Source organism: Leifsonia shinshuensis (genome assembly GCF_014217625.1).
Taxonomy (GTDB): domain Bacteria; phylum Actinomycetota; class Actinomycetes; order Actinomycetales; family Microbacteriaceae; genus Leifsonia; species Leifsonia shinshuensis_A.
Map to the genome: position 1 here is coordinate 16,296 of NZ_CP043641.1, position 17,877 is coordinate 34,172.

Consider the following 17,877-nt stretch of genomic DNA (forward strand, 5'->3'; position numbering starts at 1 on the left):
AGGAGCATCCCATGACCGACGCGGCGCCCACCAGACTCGACGAGCTCGTCGCCGTGATGGCGCGTTTGCGCGCCCCGGGCGGCTGTCCGTGGGACGCCGCCCAGACGCACGAGTCGCTGGTGCAGTACCTCGTCGAGGAGACCTACGAGCTGATCGAGGCCATCGAGACGGGCAACCGCGACGAGATGCTGGAGGAGCTCGGCGACGTGCTCTACCAGGTGCTGTTCCACGCCGACATCGCCGCGCACACCCCCGGCGAGGACTTCGACATCCAGGACGTCGCCGAGCAGATGACCCGCAAGATGGTCGGCCGGCACCCGCACGTCTTCGGCGGCGACCGCACCGCGGAGACCGCGGACGACGTGGTCGGGTTCTGGGACGACCTGAAGAAGGCCGAGAAGCCGGGCCGCACCAGCGTGCTGGACGGCATCCCCCAGGCCATGCCCTCCCTCGCCCTCGCCGACAAACTGCTCGGCCGGGCCGAGAAGGTCGGGCTGATCGACCTCAGCGAGTCGGGCGGAGTGCAGGTCGAGAGCGAGGACGAGCTGGGGCCGCTGCTGCTGGCCATCGTCGCGTCGGCGAAAGCGCAGGGATTGGACGCCGAGCGCGCGCTGCGGTCGACGCTGCGCGAGCTGCAGGGGGAGATCCGCGAGCAGGAAGCTACGGTTTAGGTTAGGCTTACCTAACGTGCCATGTCGGCACGCTTCCCACCTTTGTGCCCCCGGGCACCCTCGCGAGGAGAGTCATGCCTGTTTCCGCACGCCCCGGCAGCCGCCGGACGCGTTTCGTGTTGTCGTTCGCCGCCGTCGCCTCCGCGGCCGCCCTCCTCCTCACCGGCTGTTCCGCCGGCGGACAGGCCGACGAATCCTCGTCCTCGGCCGCGAAGGGCAGCTTCCCGGTGACGATCGACAGTGCGCTGGGTAAGACCACCATCGACTCCGCGCCGAAGCGCGTCGCGACCTGGGGCTGGGGCGCGCAGGACATCGTGCTGGCGCTCGGGATCGTCCCGGTCGCGATGCCGAAGTTCACGTACGGCGGCGACGCGAAGGGCATCCTCCCGTGGGACGCCGACCAGATCACGAAGCTGAAGGGCAGCACCCCGCAGCTCCTGGACGCCGACTCCGGCGAGGTGCCGTTCGAGCAGTTCGTGAAGGCCAAGCCGGACGTCATCCTCGCCCCGTACTCCGGCCTCACCCAGACCGAGTTCGACACGCTCAGCAAGATCGCGCCCGTCGTCGCCTACCCGGACAAGCCGTGGGCGACCAGCTGGCGCGACCAGACGGCCATCGTCGGCAAGGCGCTCGGGATGACCTCCCAGGCCGACGCGCTCGTGAAGAAGACCGAGTCCTCCGTCTCGGCGCTCTCCGACAAGTACCCGGTGATCAAGAACAAGACGTTCTTCTACGCCGCCGCCAACCAGCCGGGCGTGCTCAACGTCTACCGGGCGGAGGACCCGCGCGTCCAGCTGCTGAACGACCTCGGGATGAAGAACTCGCCGAGCATCGCCGCGCTCGACTCCTCGAAGGGCGACGGCAGCTTCTTCTACCAGCTCAGCTACGAGAACCTGTCCAAGATCGACACCGACCTCCTGGTCATGTACTTCGACAAGCAGTCCTCCGTGGACGCCTTCACCGCCGACCCGCTCGTCGCCGCGATGCCCACCGTCAAGGAGGGCCGCTTCGCGCCGATCGTCGGCGAGTCGTTCGTCGCCGCCACCAGCGCGCCCAGCGTGCTCAGCATCCCGTGGATGCTCGACCGCTACGTGCCGCAGCTGGCCGCCGCGGCCGAGAAGGTCAAGTAACCCGCCGATGCCCACCGGTGCCGTCTCCGCGCCCGCCGGGCGTGCCCGGGAGCTCCCCGCGCACGTCCGGCGGCGCCGGCGCACCCTGCTGGGGTTCCTGATCGCGGTCGTCGTCCTCCTGGCGGTGTGCGTGCTCAGCCTGATGGTCGGCGCGCGCACGATCGCGCCGGCCGACGTCCTGCACGCGCTGACGCACTACTCGGCGAGCGACCCGGACTCCCTCGTGGTCGTCGGCAGCCGTCTCCCGCGCACGCTGCTCGGTCTCGCCGCCGGGCTGGCGCTGGGGCTCGCCGGAACCGTGATGCAGGGGCTGTCGCGCAATCCGCTCGCCGACCCCGGGATCCTCGGGGTGAACTTCGGCGCGTCGCTGGCCGTCGTGGTGGCGATCGCGTTCCTCGGCGTCACGGCGGTCTCCGGCTACGTCTGGTTCGCCTTCGCGGGCGCGGCGCTCGCCGCCGGGATCGTCTACGCGGTCTCCGCGGTGGGCCGGGAGGGAGCGACCCCGGTCAAGCTGGCGCTCGCCGGCGCCGCGGTCTCGGCCGCGCTCGGCTCGCTCATCACGGCGGTCATGCTCACCAGCCGGGTGTCCCTCGACCAGATGCGGTTCTGGCAGGTGGGCTCGCTCGCCGGGCGCGGCTTCGGCGTGCTCTGGCAGGTGCTGCCGACGCTCGCCGTCGGCGCGATCCTGGCCCTGGCTCTCGGGAGGCTGCTCAACGGCCTCGCGCTGGGCGACGACGTCGCGCGCGGCCTCGGCCAGCGGGTCGGCCTCGCGCGCGTGCTGTCGGCCGTCGCGATCGTGCTGCTGTGCGGGTCGGCGACGGCCGCCGTCGGCCCGATCGCGTTCGTCGGGCTCGTCGTCCCGCACGTCGCCCGCTGGGTCGTCGGCGCGGACTACCGCCGCATCCTCGCCTTCTCCGCCGTGATCGCGCCCGCCCTGCTGATCGCGTGCGACGTGATCGGCCGCGTCGTCGCCCCTCCCGGGGAGCTGCAGGTCGGCATCGTCATGGCGTTCGTCGGGGCGCCGCTGTTCATCGCGCTCGTGCGGCGCAGGAAGCTGGTCGGGCTGTGAGCGCGCAGACCGCCGCGGGTGCGGCCTCCCCGGCTGTGTCGAGCGTCGCCGTCGACCGGCGCCGACGGCACGCGCGCGCCCTGCGGGTGTCGATCGTGCTCGCCGTGCTCGTCGCGCTGGTGTCGGCCGTGTCCCTGACGCTCGGGGATGCCGGCGTCGCGCCCTCCGACGTGCTCGCCGCCCTCGTCGGCCGCGCCGACCGGCTCACGTCGTTCGTCATCCTGGACCTCCGCCTGCCGCGCCTGCTCGCCGCCGTGCTGGTCGGTGCGTGCCTCGGTCTGTCCGGCGCGCTCTTCCAGTCGGTCGCGCGCAACCCGCTCGCGAGCCCCGACATCATCGGCATCACCACCAGCGCGAGCGCGACCGGCGCCATCGCCCTGGTCTGGTTCGGGATCAGCGGCCTCGCGCTCTCCGGCATCGTCCTCGCGGGCACCCTGGTCGCGGCCGTGCTGATCTACCTGCTCGCCTGGCGCAACGGCGTGAGCGGCTACCGCTTCGTCCTGGTCGGGATCGGCTTCGCCGCGATCTGCGCGGGACTTGTCTCGTATGTGCTCACCCGCGCCGACCTCAGCGACGTGCAGCAGGCCCTGGTGTGGATCACCGGCAGCCTGAACAGCGTCGACCCGACGTCGCTGGTGGTGCTCGCGGTCTCCGCCGTCGTACTCATCCCGGCCGCGCTGCTGGTCGGCCGGCCGCTCGCCGCCCTCGGGCTCGGCGACGACCTCGCGGCCGGGATCGGTGTGCGGCCCGAGCGCACGCGCATCCTGAGCGTCGGCGTCGGGGTGGCGCTCGCGGCAGTCGCGGTGTCCGTCGCCGGTCCGATCGCGTTCGTGGCGCTGCTCGCGGCGCCGGTCGCGCGCCGGCTGGTCGGGCGCGGCTCGCTCGCGCTCGTCCCCGCGGCTCTCGTCGGAGCGCTCGTGCTCGTGCTGTCCGACGTCGTCGCGCAGTTCGCCGTGCCGGGCGTCGTCTTCCCGGTCGGCGTCGTGACCGGGATCGTCGGAGCGCCCTACCTGCTCTGGCAGCTCACCAGGACCAACCGCGTCGGCCGTGGAGGCTGAGAACCATGGAGGCTGAGAACCATGAAGGCTGAGAACCATGAAGGCTGAGAAAGTGGATGCTCGCATGACCGACAGCACGCTCGCCGCGCGCGACCTCACCCTCGCCTACGAGGGCCGGGTCGTCGTCGACGGCCTCGACCTCGACATCCCGCCCGGGCGTGTCACCGCGATCGTCGGGCCGAACGCCTGCGGCAAGTCCACCCTGCTGCGCGGGCTGTCCCGGCTGCTCGCCCCGGCCTCCGGCAGCGTGCTGCTCGACGGCGCCGACATCCGCTCGCTGCCGACCAAGGAGGTCGCGACCCGGCTGGGCCTGCTGCCGCAGACGCCCACCGCGCCCGACGGGATCACCGTCGCCGACCTCGTCTCGCGCGGCCGGTACCCGCACCAGGGCTGGTTCCGGCGCTGGACCGCCGAGGACGACGCCGCCGTGCAGGAGGCGATGGCCGCGACCGGCGTCGCCGAGCTGGCCGACCGCGCGATCGACGAGCTGTCCGGCGGCCAGCGCCAGCGCGTCTGGATCGCGATGGCGCTCGCGCAGCAGACCGGCATCCTGCTGCTGGACGAGCCGACGACCTTCCTCGACATCAGCCACCAGCTCGACGTGCTCGACCTGCTGCTCGACCTGAACGCGGCGCGGGGAACCACGGTCGTCATGGTGCTGCACGACCTCAACCTCGCGGCGCGCTACGCCGACCACCTGGTGGCGATGCGGGCGGGGGAGATCGTGGCGGCTGGCGACCCGGCGGAGGTCGTGACCGCTGAGCTCGTGCGCGACGTGTTCGGGGTGGAGTCGGTCATCGCGCCGGACCCGGTGGCGGGGACGCCGCTGGTGGTGCCGCTGGGGAGGCACCACACGCTCTGAGTCAGCAGTGAGCAGGGGCCGGCAGCGCGCCCGCCGGGGGGACCCGGACCGCCGATCGGGTCTGACGGGCGCCGGCCGGCGGCGCATTCATCCCGGTCCCGGGCGGACGCGTTGTCGTGTGTCTGGCAACGCAGCCGACGTGGTCGGACGACTACGGCTCATGCCAGGTCCTCACTGGGACACCACCGCATCGCGCGGGGTCGGCGCGACATCAGGGTGGCAACGGCAGCAGTCTAGTTCTCCGCACGTCGCGCCCGCGATCCCCCCGGGCGGCATCGGGAGGCCTCCATCGGAAGCCCCGCCATCTGGAAGAATCGTCGCATGGCTTCCCCGATCACCCCGCCCCGCGGCATGCGCGACTTCCTCCCCGCCGAGAAGGCCCGCCGTGAGCATGCGCTGGGCGTGATCCGCCGGAGCTTCGCCTCCCACGGCTTCGACGAGATCGAGACCCCGGTGGTGGAGGACGTGGCCCGCCTGCACTCGGGCCTCGGCGGCGACAACGAGAAGCTCGCCTTCAGCGTGCTCAAGCGCGGCCTCGGCGGCGACGACCTGCGGGCCGCGATCGAGTCGGGGGACACCCTCGCGCTCTGCGACCTCGGCCTGCGCTTCGACCTCACGGTGCCGCTGGCCCGCTTCTACGCCACCCACCGCGGCGAGCTGCCTCCCGTCTTCCGCAGCATCCAGATCGCGCCGGTCTGGCGGGCCGAGCGCCCGCAGAAGGGCCGCTACCGCCAGTTCGTGCAGTGCGACATCGACATCATCGGCGAGGGCTCGCAGCTCGCAGAGGTCGAGCTGATCACCGCGACCGCCGCAGCGCTGGAGGCCCTGGGCCTGGCCGGCTGCACCATCCGGATCAACGACCGCCGCATCCTGAACGGCCTGCTCGAGTACTGCGGGTTCGCCGAGTCGCGCTGGCCGCAGGTGCTCATCTCGATCGACAAGCTCGACAAGATCGGCGCCGAGGGCGTCGTCGCCGAGCTGAGCGAGGGCGGCGCGGACTCCGCGGCCGTGCTCGGCGGCATCCTCGCCGGGCTGGAGCCGCACCTCGCCGACGGCGGCGTCGAGCTGACCGTCGAGGCGATCTCGCAGATCCTCCCCGCGGGCATGGACACCGACACCATCGCCGACCTGGAAGCGCTCGCGCACGCGCTCGACACCCTCCCGGAGGGCGTCGCGCTGCGGTTCGACCCCACCCTGGTGCGCGGCATGGGCTACTACACCGGAACGATCTTCGAGATCGCGCACCCGGGATCCGGCAGCTCGGTCGGCGGCGGCGGCCGCTACGACGGGATGATCGGGCGCTTCCTCGGCACCGACGTGCCGGCCTGCGGGTTCTCGATCGGGTTCGAGCGCGTCGTCGACCTTATCGAGACGCCGGAGGACTCGGCAGCGGACACCGTGGTGCTGGTGCACGACCCGAGCGTCCCGCTCGACCGGCTGATGGCGATCAAGTCCGAGCTGGTGGCCTCCGGCCGCCGCGTCCGGCTCGACCGGCGGGCGAAGAACCTCAAGGCCGTGCTGGACCGCGCGGCGGCAGCCGGGTACCGGTCGTTCGCGTTCGTCGGCCCGGAGACCGCGGACGCCGCCGCGCTAGAGTTCAAGCCGCTGGCATAGCCGGTTCCGCCTCCCGCACGGCCGTCGCCGGCAGCTTCCAGAACACCGACCCGACCTGGTGTCCCTGGTCGGTCGCGGGGTCCCAGGCGACGCCGTCCGGGCTGACGTCGAGATCGGCCCTCGAGTTGCTCGACTGCGGCCAGATCAGCAGCCTCCAGTAGCCCGGCTTGTCGAGGGTGAAGGCGCGCCCCAGCTGCTCCGGAGCCCCGAGGAGCAGACCCTGCACGCTGAGCGCGGCGGAATGGCTGGGGATGACGACGTGTCGCGGCGTCGGAGTGACGGACGCGGGCGTGCCGTCGACGTGCCGGAACTGGTAGAACAGCGCGGCCGTCTCGTCGTTGCCCTCCGCGGCCGTCCGTCCCGAGGCGAGGGCGTCGACGTGGAAGTGGTTGCCGTCGAGCGTTCCTGTCGTGTCGGCGGTCACGACGTTCCCCCAGGCCGCCTGCGACGAGAGCGTGGAGTCGTAGCCGGGCAGGAGCCACGTCGTCCGGTCCCAGGCGTTGATGGCCACGGGGCGTCCGTCACTGCCGGTCTGCTGCTGGAGGACCGGGAACTCGGCGACGGACTGCGTCCCGTCCGGCCAGGTCGCGCGGATCGGCCAGCCGTACATCGCGGAGGCGACGTTCTCGGTGTGCGCGTCGCCGCGGCAGCTCAGATACAGGCGCTCCAGACCGTCTCCCAGGTCCTGGACGTGGACGATCGCGTAGTTCTCGTCGATGGAGCGGCGGATGTCGTCGGACACCAGGCGCAGGGGCATGTTGATCCCCTCGGTCGCCGCGGTCACGAAGAACCGGTACTCCATCCTCGCGGGCCGGACCCCGCGCGGGACGATGACGGCGAGGTCCGCGCGGAACTCGTCCGGCCCGCGGCAGATGATGCCGATCGCGCCCAGCACCGTCAGCTCGTAGAGCCCCGCGCCGATCTCGATCGGCGCCCAGGCGCGGACGCCGGCGCTCTCCGCACGCACCCCGGTCGGCGTGCCCGGCACGCCGGTCGTCGCGGTGAAGGGCGGGATCGTGTGGACGCCCGGCCCGATCCCGATGGCGCGGCCGGGCGACGCGGTCCCGTCGGCCCACGCGAAGCCGGCCGACAGTTCCACCGTGATGGTCTCCCTCTCGTTGCCGTGCGCGACCACCTCGGCTCCCGTCACCGAGGAGCCGGACGTGACCGTCGGCGGCAGGCCCGCGATGTGGAGGACGGGGGACTGGCTGGCGGCGTAGGCCGGCGACGCGACGGTGAGGGCGACGGCCGGCAGGGACCAGGCGGCGGTCGCGGCGACGGCGCGGCGCGAGGGCCTGCTCACAGCGCGGACGGCCGGGCGGGGCGGGCTGGCGGGATTCTTCACTGAATGACTCCTTGAGCGAGGTCGGATCACGGAAATGCGTACAAATATCGCATTTCTATCCTCGGTCGAGGGGCCGCCGGAGCGAATCCGTCTCCGGGTTGCTTTCGTCTCCGGTCGCCGGACGGGCCGGGTCATCCCGGCCGCCGATGCGGGGCAGGCGGCTCCGTGCTAGGCCGCGCCATTCACCGCAAGCATCGCGCCAGCCCGGTTCGGTCGCCGACGCGATCTCACTAGACTGACCTCACACCCACGAAAACCACCAAGGAGACTGTTGTGGCTCAGATCGAAGCTGTAGGCGCCCGCGAGATTCTCGACTCCCGCGGCAACCCGACCGTCGAGGTCGAGGTGCTCCTCGAGGACGGCACGGTCAGCCGTGCCGCCGTCCCGTCCGGTGCGTCCACCGGCGCCTTCGAGGCCTACGAGCTTCGCGACGGCGACAAGGACCGCTACCTGGGCAAGGGCGTCGAGAAGGCCGTCGACGCAGTGCTCGACGAGATCGGCCCGGCGATCGAGGGCTTCGAGGCCAGCGACCAGCGCCTGGTGGACGAGGCCATGATCGAGCTCGACGGCACCGACAACAAGAAGCGCCTGGGCGCCAACGCCATCCTCGGCGTCAGCCTCGCGGTCGCCAAGGCCGCGGCCGACTCGGCCGACCTCCCGCTGTTCCGGTACGTCGGCGGCCCGAACGCGCACGTCCTCCCGGTCCCGATGATGAACATCATCAACGGCGGCGCGCACGCCGACACCGGCGTCGACATCCAGGAGTTCATGATCCTGCCGATCGGCGCCGAGACCTTCTCCGAGGGTCTGCGCTGGGGCGTGGAGACCTACCACTCGCTCAAGGCGCTGCTGAAGTCGAAGGGCCTCAACACCGGCCTCGGCGACGAGGGCGGCTTCGCCCCGGAGCTGGAGCACAACCGCGCCGCGCTCGACCTCATCTCCGAGGCCATCGAGAAGGCCGGCTACGCCGTCGGCTCGCAGATCGCGCTCGGCCTCGACGTGGCCTCCACCGAGTTCTTCGAGAACGGCGTCTACCGCTTCGAGGGCCAGGACCGCACGGCCGCCCAGATGAGCGCCTACTACGCCGAGCTCGCCGCCAACTACCCGCTGGTCTCGATCGAGGACCCGCTGGCCGAGGACGACTGGGAGGGCTGGGCCCACCTGAACGCCGAGATCGGCTCGAAGCTGCAGCTCGTCGGCGACGACCTGTTCGTCACCAACCCGAAGCGTCTCGCACAGGGCATCACGGCCAAGGCCGCGAACAGCATCCTCGTCAAGGTCAACCAGATCGGCACCCTGACCGAGACGCTCGACGCGGTGTCGCTGGCCCAGCGCAGCGGCATGACCGCCGTGCTCTCGCACCGCTCCGGCGAGACCGAGGACACCACGATCGCCGACCTCGCCGTCGCCACCGACGCCGGCCAGATCAAGACCGGCGCCCCGGCCCGCTCCGAGCGCGTCGCCAAGTACAACCAGCTGCTCCGCATCGAGGAGGAGCTGGGCGACGCGGCGGTGTACGCCGGCCGCAGCGCGTTCCCGCGCTTCCAGGGCTGAGCGGACCCGCTCAACCCGTCGAGGGGCACGTAAACGCCCTTATTCCTAGCGAATGAGGGCGACAACGTGCCCCTCGATCGTTCTCCCGGTGGTCTGCGAGAATCGCCCCATGCGCACTGCCGCGGGTCTGCCGGCCGAGCTCGTCCCGCTCGGGGTGTTCCTGCTGCTCGCCGCGCTCTTCGTCGTGTTCGGCGCCTACCTGCTGCGGCGGCCGGAGCGCGCGGCGGCGCTGTTCGCCGACCGGGATGCGCGGGAGCGGTTCCGACCGCGCGACGCCCGCGCGATCGGGCTCGTCTTCACCCTCGGCGGCCTCGGGCTCCTCGCCGTCGGGGCTGTCCGGCTCGTCGTCATGCTGACCGTGCGCTGAGCGCTCGCCGCCTCACCCGGCGACACCCCGCCCGCGCGGCCGCCGCTCAGGGCGCATCGCCTACGATTGACAGCGGGGACGCCGGTCCTCCACGTCCGCCGAGGACCGCCGCCGAGAACCGCAGGAGGGGCCATGCCGAAGCCGCGCACGCAGCGCGTCGCCGCCTCCTTCGAGCAGCCGTCGGCCACCGGGCGCTGGCTGCGCGGCCTCCACTTCTCCGCCTTCTCGCTCGTGATGATGGGAGCGGTCGTGCTCGCCGTCGTCATCCTGGCGCCGTCGCTGCAGGGCTTCCTCGCACAGCGGCAGCAGATCGCAGACCAGCAGAAGGCCGTCCAGGAGCTCTCGGCGCAGGTGGACGCGCTGAAGGAGCAGCGCGCCCGCTGGAACGACCCGAGCTACATCCGCGCCCAGGCCAGGGACCGGCTGTACTACGTGATGCCGGGGGAGACCAGCTACCTCGTCATCGACGACCGGCCGCCCGCCGCGAAGGGCGACACCACCCCGGTGAGCTCCAAGCTCCAGAAGACCCGCACCGACTGGGTCGGCTCCCTGTTCGGCTCGCTGATGGGCGCAGGGCTGACCGACGCGACCCCGGCGCAGCTCGGCAGCACGCCGGCGCCCAGCCCGACCCCGACCCCCGCACCGAGCAAGTAGACAGCCAAGGCACGCCATGACCAGACCCCCGTTCGAACCCGTCACCGACGCGGACATCGCCGCCGTCAGCGAACAGCTCGGCCGCCCGGCGCGCAACGTCGTCGGCATCGCCGCGCGCTGCGTGTGCGGCCGGCCGACGGTCGTCTCCACGGCCCCGCGGCTGGACGACGGCACGCCGTTCCCGACCTTCTACTACCTGTCCCACCCCGCCGCCACCGCCGCGATGTCGCAGCTGGAGGCCACCCAGGTGATGAACGAGTACAACGACCTCCTGGCGGAGGACGAGGACATGCGCGCGCAGTACCGGGCCGCGCACGAGCAGTACCTCGCCGACCGCGAGTCGGTCGGCGTCGTGCCCGAGCTCGCCGGGGTCTCCGCGGGCGGGATGCCGACCCGCGTCAAGTGCCTGCACGCGCTCGCCGCGCACGCGCTCGCCGCCGGCCCCGGCGTGAACCCGATCGGCGACCTGGCGCTCGCGCGGGGCGGGTGGTCGCCCGAGGTGTGCGAGTGCCGCATCCAGGCCGGCTGAATCGGCTGGGCCGTACCCTGGCCGCGGGCGCGATGACGCTCGCCGCCGCCCTCGTCGTGGGCATCGCGCCCGCGACCGTCGCGCACGCCGACCAGGTGCGCGACCTGGAGTACTGGCTCACCGAGTACGGCTTCGCCCAGGCCTGGCAGACGACCAAAGGCGCAGGAGTGAAGGTCGCGGTGATCGACACCGGCGTCGACGGGACGGTCCCCGACCTGGCCGGCGCGGTGACCGGCGGGACGGACGTGTCCGGCGTCGGCGCGGCGAACGGCCAGAAGCCGCTGGGCGACGGCGACGCGGCCAACCACGGCACCTGGGTGGCCTCCCTGCTCGCCGGGCGCGGCACCGGCCCGGATTCGGGGGTACTCGGCGCGGCTCCGCAGGCGAGCATCCTCAGCGCGTCGGTGGCGCTCGGGAAGTCGACGGGGAGCATCGACAACGACGACCAGATCGCCAAGGCGATGCGCTGGGCCGTGGACAGCGGCGCCTCCGTCATCAACATCTCTCTCACCCGCAACACGCTCGACTGGCCGCCCAGCTGGGACGACGCCTTCCAGTACGCGTTCTCGCACGACGTGGTCGTGGTCGCGGCGGCCGGCAACCGGGGGAGCGGGACGACCGAGGTCGGGGCGCCGGCGACCATCCCGGGCGTCCTCACCGTCGCGGGCGTCGACCGGGCCGGGCAGGCCTCCTTCGACGCGTCGTCGCAGGGCATCACCATCGGGGTGTCCGCGCCGAGCGAGGAGCTGGTCGGCGCGAACCCCGGCGGAGGCTACGTGCAGTGGGCGGGCACCAGCGGGGCGGCGCCGCTGGTGGCGGGGGCGGTGGCTCTCGTGCGGGCCGCGCATCCCGAGCTGACGGCGCCGGACGTCATCAACCGCATCATCCGCACCGCCCGCAAACCAGCGGGGGTTGCGGCCGTGCCGAGCCCGGTCTACGGGTACGGGCTGCTCGACGCGGCGGCGGCGGTGACCGCCACCGTGCCGCACGTCACCGCGAACCCGATGGGCGACCTGACCCAGTGGATCCACATCCACCGCCGGGCCGAGACGCCCTCCACGGCGGTTCCGCAGGCCCCGGACGCACAGGCGGCGCCGGCGCCCGCGAAGCTCAGCCCGGAACGGCCTGTAACATGGGGATCGTTCTTCTGGCCGCAATGGAGCGTCCTCACCACCCTCTGGCTGCCGTTCGCTCTGATCTCCGGTTTCGTCGCACTCCTCGCCCTCGGCGGGGTGGGCGCGTTGCAGCATTTCAGGCGAGCGGGCCGCAGGGGGTAAGTTAACACCCATACTTTCGTGTTGAGGAGACGCATTACTGTGCCCAAAATCCTGATCGTCGGCGGAGGATACGCCGGTTTCTACACCGCGTGGAAGCTCGAGAAGCAGCTCCGCTCGGGCGAGGCCGAGGTCACCATGGTCGACCCGCTGCCGTACATGACGTACCAGCCGTTCCTCCCGGAGGTGGCCGTCGGCTCCATCGAGCCGCGTCACGCGGTCGTCGCGCACCGCCGTCACCTCAAGAGCACGAACATCGTGAGCGGCAAGGTCACCTACATCGACCACGCGAACAAGACGGCGACCATCGCGCCGGCCGCGGGCGAGCCGTACGAGTTCGAGTACGACATCGTCGTGGTCACCGCCGGCGCCGTGTCGCGCACGTTCCCGATCCCGGGCGTCGCCGACCAGGCCGTCGGCCTCAAGACGATCGAGGAGGCGGTGTACATCCGCGACCGGATGCTCACCAACTTCGACAAGGCGTCGACCCTCCCGGCCGGCCCCGAGCGCGACCGCCTCCTGACCGTCACCGTCGTCGGCGGCGGCTTCGCGGGCATCGAGATCTTCGCCGAGCTGCGGTCCTTCGCGAGCGCGCTGCTCAAGAAGTACCCGGAGCTGTCGTTCGAGGACACGCACTTCCATCTGATCGAGGCCATGGGCCGGATCATGCCGGAGGTCTCCCTCCCGACCAGCCACTGGGTGATCAAGAACCTCGCCGAGCGCGGCGCGGAGATCCACCTGGAGACGCAGCTCACCAGCGCCGTCGACGGCCGCATCGAGCTGTCCACGGGCGAGAGCTTCGAGACCGACCTCATCGTCTGGACGGCCGGCGTCATGGCCAACCCGACCGTGGTCCGTCACACCGACCTCCCGATCGAGGAGCGCGGCCGTCTGCGCGTTCGCGCCGACCTGCGCGTGGGCACCGACGAGGAGATCATCGAGGGCGCCTGGGGCGCCGGCGACGTCTCGGCCGTCCCCGACCTGACCGGCGCCGGCGTCGGCGGCTACTGCGTGCCGAACGCCCAGCACGCCGTCCGCCAGGGCAAGCTGCTCGCGAAGAACATCATCGCGGACCTGCGCGGCGAGCTGCCGCGCCAGTACTACCACAAGAGCCTCGGCGCGGTCGCGGGCCTCGGCCTCGGCATCGGCGTGCTGCAGTCCGGCAAGATCGCCATCAAGGGCGTCCTCGGCTGGTTCGCGCACCGCGGCTACCACGGCCTGGCGATGCCGAGCTGGGAGCGCAAGTGGCGCGTGCTGTGGGGCTGGTGGAACAACTTCTGGCTCGGCCGCGACATCGTGTCGCTGGAGGCCCTCCAGGCCCCGCGCGCCGCGTTCGAGGAGTTCGCTACCCGCCCGAAGCCGGCCGTCGAGGCCGCCCCGGCGGAGGCCCCCAAGAAGGCTGCGCCGAAGGCCAAGGAGCCTGCGGAGGTCGCGGCGAAGTAGTCGCCGCACCCGCGCGTGAAGGCCCGGTCCCTGTGAAAAGGGGCCGGGCCTTCTGCGTCACTCGGGTGTCGCGAAGCGCACGCGCCCGTTGCTGAGGTCGGCGATCGCGGCGACCGCCGCCTCCCGCGCCGCCTCGGGCACCCGGAGCGTCAGCAGCACGGACTCCCCGTACTCCGCCTCCGGCTCGGCGTAGCCCTCGCCCTCCGCCCACCGCCGCACCCGCTCGGCGTCGGCGTAGTCGGCCTCCACCCGCAGCTCGGTCTCGCGGACGCGCTCGACCTTCTCGGCGCCGGCGACGGCCGCCGCGATCGCGTCCGTGTACGCGCGCACCAGTCCGCCGGCGCCGAGCTTGACGCCGCCGAAGTAGCGGACCACGGCGCCGAGCACGCCGTCGAGGTCGTGGTGGCGCAGCACCTCCAGGATCGGACGGCCCGCCGTCCCGGACGGCTCGCCGTCGTCGGACATGCCGGAATGGCCGCCCGCGAGCAGCGCCCAGCAGACGTGCGCGGCCGCAGGATGCTCGGCGCGGAGCCGCGCGACGACGGCGAGGGCCTCCTCGCGGTCGGCCACAGGGGCGACCAGCGCGAGGAACCGGCTGTGGCGCACCTCCACCTCGGCGGTGGCAGGGGCGGCGAGGGTGTGTGTCACGAGTGCGCCCGGCGATGGATCACAGGTGCCCCCAGTGGGACTCGAACCCACACTCGGGCGATTTTAAGTCGCCTGCCTCTGCCAATTGGGCTATGGGGGCCGATGGGGTTATTGGGGCGAGCCGTCCGCGGTGCGGCGAGGTCAGCGGTCGCGGTAGGGGGACTTCACCATCTGCACGATCGCGGCTAACGCGAGCGCGCCGCCGACGATCACGACAGTCCAGATGAGTCCGATGAGCACGCCAGCCATGCGTCCAACAATATACGGTGTGCGAGCCCCCCGCCTCTTGTCGGGAGCATCGCCGGGGCGGAAGGTGGGTGCATGATCCGGATCGGTTCCGTCGTGTGGGGGGTGCGCGACCTGCCGCGTGCCGTCGGGTTCTGGACGTCCGCGCTGAACTACCGGCCGTCGCGGGAGCCGGATGTCGACTGGGCCATCCTCGTCCCGGTCGAAGGGAGGGGGCCGCAGCTGGCGCTCAAGCTCGTCGGCAGTGCGGCGAACCCGTCACCGCGGCACCATCTCGACCTGTACGCCGACGATCAGGAGGCCGAGGCGGCCCGGTTGCGGGGCCTCGGGGCGACGGACGTCGAGTGGGAGTACGAGCCCGGCGCCGACTATCTGGTGCTGGCGGACCCGGACGGCAACCGGTTCTGCGTCGTCGCCGCGGGGGAGGCCGCCGCGCCCCCGGCGTGAGCGCAGAACCCTGAGGGTGCGTGAGAGCGCGACCGCTGAGAACACCTTCAGGACGCCCAAAGGGTCCACCCACCCAGGCCGTGCAGACTAGATGCCGACACCCTTTCTGGTGAGGTGTCCTCCGACCCGGCTGGAGCCCGAGATCCCCCGACGCAAGGCTCCGGCCGGGTCCTTTCTGTCCGCGGCACGTCGGCTAGGCTCGGCCGGGTGACCGACACACGATGCCCCTGCGGGAGCGGCGAGACCTACGCGAACTGCTGCGGTCCACTGCACGCCGGAGCTCCGGCCCCCACGGCCGAGCGGCTGATGCGGTCGCGGTTCAGCGCGTTCGCCCTCGGCGACGCCGCCTACCTGCTCCGCAGCTGGCACCCGTCCACCCGACCGGACGAGCTCGATCTCGACGACGGGCTGCGCTGGTACCGGCTGGACGTCGAGTCCACCGAGCGCGGCGGCCCCTTCGACCGGGAGGGCGTGGTGGCGTTCACGGCGTTCTACAAAGGCGCCGAGCGCGGCAGCCTCCACGAGGTGTCCCGGTTCGTCCGGGAGGGCGGCGACTGGTTCTACGTAGCGGCGGTCTGAGCGGCGATGAGCCGTGGCAGCCGCGTCAACGCGCCGGCTCCACGTACCGCTCCCACAGCCACACCGACAGCGCCACCACCGCGAACGCGACCGCCGCGATCACCACGACGACAGCGCCCGCCCCGGTCTGGGCGAGCGACGCCACCGGCAGCAGGAGCGCGAACAGCACCGTGTAGACCACGAGCGCCATCGCCAGCCAGAGCGGTCGCGACCACTGCATCACGGCGCGACCGGCGAGACCGCCGAACGGGAGCAGCGCGATGGAGGTCGAGCCGATGGCGACGAGCGCGACGGCGTTCACCAGCTCGATCAGGAACGCCGACACCGCGCCGGACGGCGTCGGGAGGACGCCAACAGCGAGCCACGCCAGCACGCCCAGGGCGGCGACGGCGGAGAGTTGGACGGCGGAGGTCCGGCCGCGTTCAGCGCGCCCGAGACCGTCGGGCAGCACCGCGCCGAGAACCAGCCCGAACAGGAGGGCGGGCTCCAGGCCGAACAGCCGGGACCCGATCGCGGTGGCCGCGACGAGCACGAGGAGGCGGGGCCGCACCACCGTCCGGGCCATGGCGACCCCGAGGTGGCGGGTCATGCCGCGGGCCGCGAGGACCCAGATGGCGTTGACCGCGGCGATCGCGATGGCGAGTGCGAGGAGCAGGCGGACGTACGCCGCGGCGTCCTGCACCGAGGTGGAGAGGGTCACGAGCGCCGCCGCGGCGATGCCCACCACGGGCGCCAGCCAGACCGGTTGCCCACCGACAGCGCCACCGCCCGCGGCGTGCGCTCCGGCGGTCGCGGTGAGGCCACCGGCTGCGCGCCCGCCGAGCAGCGCGTCCGCCTCGCCGAGCTCGGCGGCCGCCCGGTTGCGTCCGAAGATCGAGGTGCGCGCAGCCCGCTGCTCCCGCGGGCGCGCCAGCGAGACGACGAGCAGCCGCGCCGGGAGCACGAGCAGCAGGAGCGCGGCGATCGCGAGCCCGACCGAGCGGAGCCAGCCGGGCACGGACGCCGCCGAGACGACCGGCGCCGAGGCGGTCGTGAACGGCGTGGAGGTCCAGCCCTTCGTGCCGGGATGCGTCGGGCCGGCGGGGGCGGACGGCGGGGCCGTGGTCGCCGGCGGCACGGCAGGCGCCGGGGCGGGAGCCGGCGTGGTGGGGGTCTTCGGCGGGGTGGTCGCGCCGGAGGCCGCCTCCACGGTGACGGCCACCGGGTTGCTTCCCGCGCTCACGTTGCCGGCGGCGTCCCGCTGCAGTGCCGACGCGACGTAGTCTCCCGAGGGAAGCGTGGCCGCGCACGACCAGGCGCCCCCGGAGACCGTCCCGGTGCAGGCGACGGTCGTGCCTTTCGAGGTGCTGGCGTAGACGGTGACGGTGGCGCCCTGCTCGCCGGCGCCGCCGAATCCGATCGACCCGCCCGCGGCGACCGACGTGCCGGGCGACGGCGAGGTGATGGTCGGCGCGGGAGGCGCGACGGTGTCGATCACGACGTTCGCCGCAGCGCTCCGTGCCGACCGCGTGGACGAGAAGGGGGCCACCTGGGTGGCGGTGACCGTGTGCCGGCCGTCGCCGAGACCGGCGATGACACATCCCCAGTTGCCCCCGCTGTCTGCGGGGAACGTGCAGGAGGCGCCCGTCTCGGCGGTGACCGTCACCGAGGCGCCCGGGTATGCCGTCCCGCGGATGCCGCCGTCGGAGGCCCCGCCCGCGGAGGCGATGGCCGGCGGCGAGAGCACGTCGACACGTCCGCTGTCGGCGAGCCCGCTGGAGCGGGAGACGGCGCGGACCGGCACGCCCGGCCCATCAGGGAGACGCCGCAACGCGCAGCGGAAGCTGCCATCCGACCCGGCGGTCACGGTGCACGAGGTGTCCGCGTTCGTCGACGAGCCGCCGGACACGTCGATGACGTCGCCGGGATCGGCGGTCCCGGACACGGTCAGCGGGAAGCTCGTGACCAGTCCGCTCGGCAGCGGGTCGAGCGTCGGCGGCCCCGGGGTCGGTGTCGGGGTCGGGGTGTCGGCGGGTGCGCCGGTGTCGGCGGGTGCTGGGCCGGTGAAGTCCTGCGGTGCTGTGCGGGACGGATTGCTGAGGGACGCTGCTGCGGTGGACGTGGAGGTCGAGGTCTGCGCCGACGCCGGCGGCGCGAGCCCCGCGATGGACCCGGCGGCGAAGGCGAGTGCGGCGAGCACGAATCCGGAGCGCACGGCGACGCGCAGTCCGGTCGACCCCCCGGGCCGGACTGGTGGAGACACGTCTGACGCAAATACCCGCATTCCACCCCATTTGAGGGGGAGGACACGCTTCCTGTCAAACCGCCCGGCCGGATTTACGGCATACTGACAAGTGGGTCAACTGTCCCACTTCGCGCGACGACGCGCGACGGCACCGTGAGGAGCT

At 72.5% G+C, this 17,877-nt stretch carries 17 protein-coding genes and 1 tRNA gene; 14 read left to right on the forward strand and 4 right to left on the reverse strand.

From position 1 onward, the window contains the following. Nucleotides 1-11 precede the first annotated feature (11 nt). The 6 genes from F1C12_RS00080 (at nt 12) to hisS (ending at nt 6,404) form a co-directional block, all read left to right on the forward strand. Nucleotides 12-671, forward strand: coding sequence for a MazG family protein (locus F1C12_RS00080; protein WP_185276868.1), 660 nt, complete (start codon nt 12-14; stop codon nt 669-671). Nucleotides 672-745: 74 nt separating this feature from the next. Then, nucleotides 746-1,801, forward strand: a complete 1,056-nt coding sequence (locus F1C12_RS00085) for an iron-siderophore ABC transporter substrate-binding protein (RefSeq protein WP_185276869.1) — start codon at nt 746-748, stop codon at nt 1,799-1,801. A 7-nt stretch (nt 1,802-1,808) separates the two neighbouring features. Beyond that, entirely contained in the window at nt 1,809-2,870 is a 1,062-nt protein-coding gene (locus tag F1C12_RS00090; RefSeq protein ID WP_185276870.1) for a FecCD family ABC transporter permease, read from the forward strand. Next, nucleotides 2,867-3,928, forward strand: a complete 1,062-nt coding sequence (locus tag F1C12_RS00095) for a FecCD family ABC transporter permease (protein ID WP_258046057.1) — start codon at nt 2,867-2,869, stop codon at nt 3,926-3,928. The genes F1C12_RS00090 and F1C12_RS00095 overlap by 4 nt, the downstream gene beginning before the upstream one ends. A 64-nt stretch (nt 3,929-3,992) precedes the next feature. After that, nucleotides 3,993-4,790, forward strand: coding sequence for an ABC transporter ATP-binding protein (locus F1C12_RS00100; protein ID WP_185276871.1), 798 nt, complete (start codon nt 3,993-3,995; stop codon nt 4,788-4,790). 321 nt (nt 4,791-5,111) lie between these two features. Beyond that, nucleotides 5,112-6,404, forward strand: a complete 1,293-nt coding sequence (gene hisS / locus F1C12_RS00105; protein ID WP_185276872.1) for a histidine--tRNA ligase — start codon at nt 5,112-5,114, stop codon at nt 6,402-6,404. Here the strand turns inward: hisS and F1C12_RS00110 are convergent. Then, the gene (locus F1C12_RS00110; protein ID WP_185276873.1) at nt 6,388-7,749 is read right to left on the reverse strand and encodes a hypothetical protein; all 1,362 of its coding nucleotides are present in this window, start codon (nt 7,747-7,749) and stop codon (nt 6,388-6,390) included. The two genes, hisS and F1C12_RS00110, sit on opposite strands and share 17 nt — an antisense overlap. Before the next feature lie 273 nt (nt 7,750-8,022). Here F1C12_RS00110 and eno point away from each other — a divergent pair, with 273 nt between their 5' ends. The 6 genes from eno (at nt 8,023) to F1C12_RS00140 (ending at nt 13,570) form a co-directional block, all read left to right on the forward strand. Further along, nucleotides 8,023-9,303 carry a phosphopyruvate hydratase gene (gene eno / locus F1C12_RS00115; RefSeq protein WP_185276874.1) on the forward strand — a complete coding sequence of 427 codons (1,281 nt, stop codon included), beginning with the start codon at nt 8,023-8,025 and terminating at the stop codon, nt 9,301-9,303. 109 nt (nt 9,304-9,412) lie between these two features. Further along, nucleotides 9,413-9,670: a hypothetical protein gene (locus F1C12_RS00120; protein WP_185276875.1), complete on the forward strand. Its 258-nt coding sequence runs from the start codon at nt 9,413-9,415 to the stop codon at nt 9,668-9,670. Between the two features lie 132 nt (nt 9,671-9,802). Continuing rightward, the gene (locus F1C12_RS00125; protein ID WP_185276876.1) at nt 9,803-10,324 is read left to right on the forward strand and encodes an FtsB family cell division protein; all 522 of its coding nucleotides are present in this window, start codon (nt 9,803-9,805) and stop codon (nt 10,322-10,324) included. Nucleotides 10,325-10,340: 16 nt separating this feature from the next. Further along, nucleotides 10,341-10,853, forward strand: a complete 513-nt coding sequence (locus F1C12_RS00130) for a DUF501 domain-containing protein (RefSeq protein WP_185276877.1) — start codon at nt 10,341-10,343, stop codon at nt 10,851-10,853. Further along, nucleotides 10,832-12,130 carry a S8 family serine peptidase gene (locus tag F1C12_RS00135; protein WP_374939543.1) on the forward strand — a complete coding sequence of 433 codons (1,299 nt, stop codon included), beginning with the start codon at nt 10,832-10,834 and terminating at the stop codon, nt 12,128-12,130. Before F1C12_RS00130 ends, F1C12_RS00135 begins: the two co-directional genes overlap by 22 nt. A 39-nt stretch (nt 12,131-12,169) precedes the next feature. Then, nucleotides 12,170-13,570 (forward strand): NAD(P)/FAD-dependent oxidoreductase, encoded by a 1,401-nt coding sequence (locus tag F1C12_RS00140; protein ID WP_185276878.1) that lies wholly within the window; start codon nt 12,170-12,172, stop codon nt 13,568-13,570. A gap of 57 nt (nt 13,571-13,627) precedes the next feature. Here the strand turns inward: F1C12_RS00140 and F1C12_RS00145 are convergent, their stop codons facing one another. Beyond that, nucleotides 13,628-14,218: an IMPACT family protein gene (locus F1C12_RS00145; RefSeq protein ID WP_185276879.1), complete on the reverse strand. Its 591-nt coding sequence runs from the start codon at nt 14,216-14,218 to the stop codon at nt 13,628-13,630. Nucleotides 14,219-14,244: 26 nt separating this feature from the next. After that, nucleotides 14,245-14,318 (reverse strand) — tRNA-Leu (locus F1C12_RS00150). Nucleotides 14,319-14,539: 221 nt separating this feature from the next. Between F1C12_RS00150 and F1C12_RS00155 the strand changes: the two genes are divergently transcribed. Continuing rightward, complete coding sequence (locus F1C12_RS00155) at nt 14,540-14,911, forward strand: VOC family protein (protein WP_185276880.1); 372 nt, start codon at nt 14,540-14,542, stop codon at nt 14,909-14,911. 207 nt (nt 14,912-15,118) lie between these two features. After that, entirely contained in the window at nt 15,119-15,490 is a 372-nt protein-coding gene (locus F1C12_RS00160; protein WP_185276881.1) for a YchJ family protein, read from the forward strand. A gap of 25 nt (nt 15,491-15,515) precedes the next feature. On the opposite strand, the gene F1C12_RS00165 is transcribed toward F1C12_RS00160, so the two are convergent. Continuing rightward, nucleotides 15,516-17,732, reverse strand: coding sequence for an Ig-like domain-containing protein (locus F1C12_RS00165; protein WP_258046058.1), 2,217 nt, complete (start codon nt 17,730-17,732; stop codon nt 15,516-15,518). Between the last annotated feature and the right edge of the window lie 145 nt (nt 17,733-17,877).

Coding starts and splice junctions, on each gene's coding strand:
- F1C12_RS00080 (WP_185276868.1), top strand. CDS start 12: ATGACCGACGCGGCGCCCACCAGACTCGACGAGCTCGTCGCCGTGATG.
- F1C12_RS00085 (WP_185276869.1), top strand. CDS start 746: ATGCCTGTTTCCGCACGCCCCGGCAGCCGCCGGACGCGTTTCGTGTTG.
- F1C12_RS00090 (WP_185276870.1), top strand. CDS start 1,809: ATGCCCACCGGTGCCGTCTCCGCGCCCGCCGGGCGTGCCCGGGAGCTC.
- F1C12_RS00100 (WP_185276871.1), top strand. CDS start 3,993: ATGACCGACAGCACGCTCGCCGCGCGCGACCTCACCCTCGCCTACGAG.
- hisS (WP_185276872.1), top strand. CDS start 5,112: ATGGCTTCCCCGATCACCCCGCCCCGCGGCATGCGCGACTTCCTCCCC.
- F1C12_RS00120 (WP_185276875.1), top strand. CDS start 9,413: ATGCGCACTGCCGCGGGTCTGCCGGCCGAGCTCGTCCCGCTCGGGGTG.
- F1C12_RS00125 (WP_185276876.1), top strand. CDS start 9,803: ATGCCGAAGCCGCGCACGCAGCGCGTCGCCGCCTCCTTCGAGCAGCCG.
- F1C12_RS00130 (WP_185276877.1), top strand. CDS start 10,341: ATGACCAGACCCCCGTTCGAACCCGTCACCGACGCGGACATCGCCGCC.
- F1C12_RS00155 (WP_185276880.1), top strand. CDS start 14,540: ATGATCCGGATCGGTTCCGTCGTGTGGGGGGTGCGCGACCTGCCGCGT.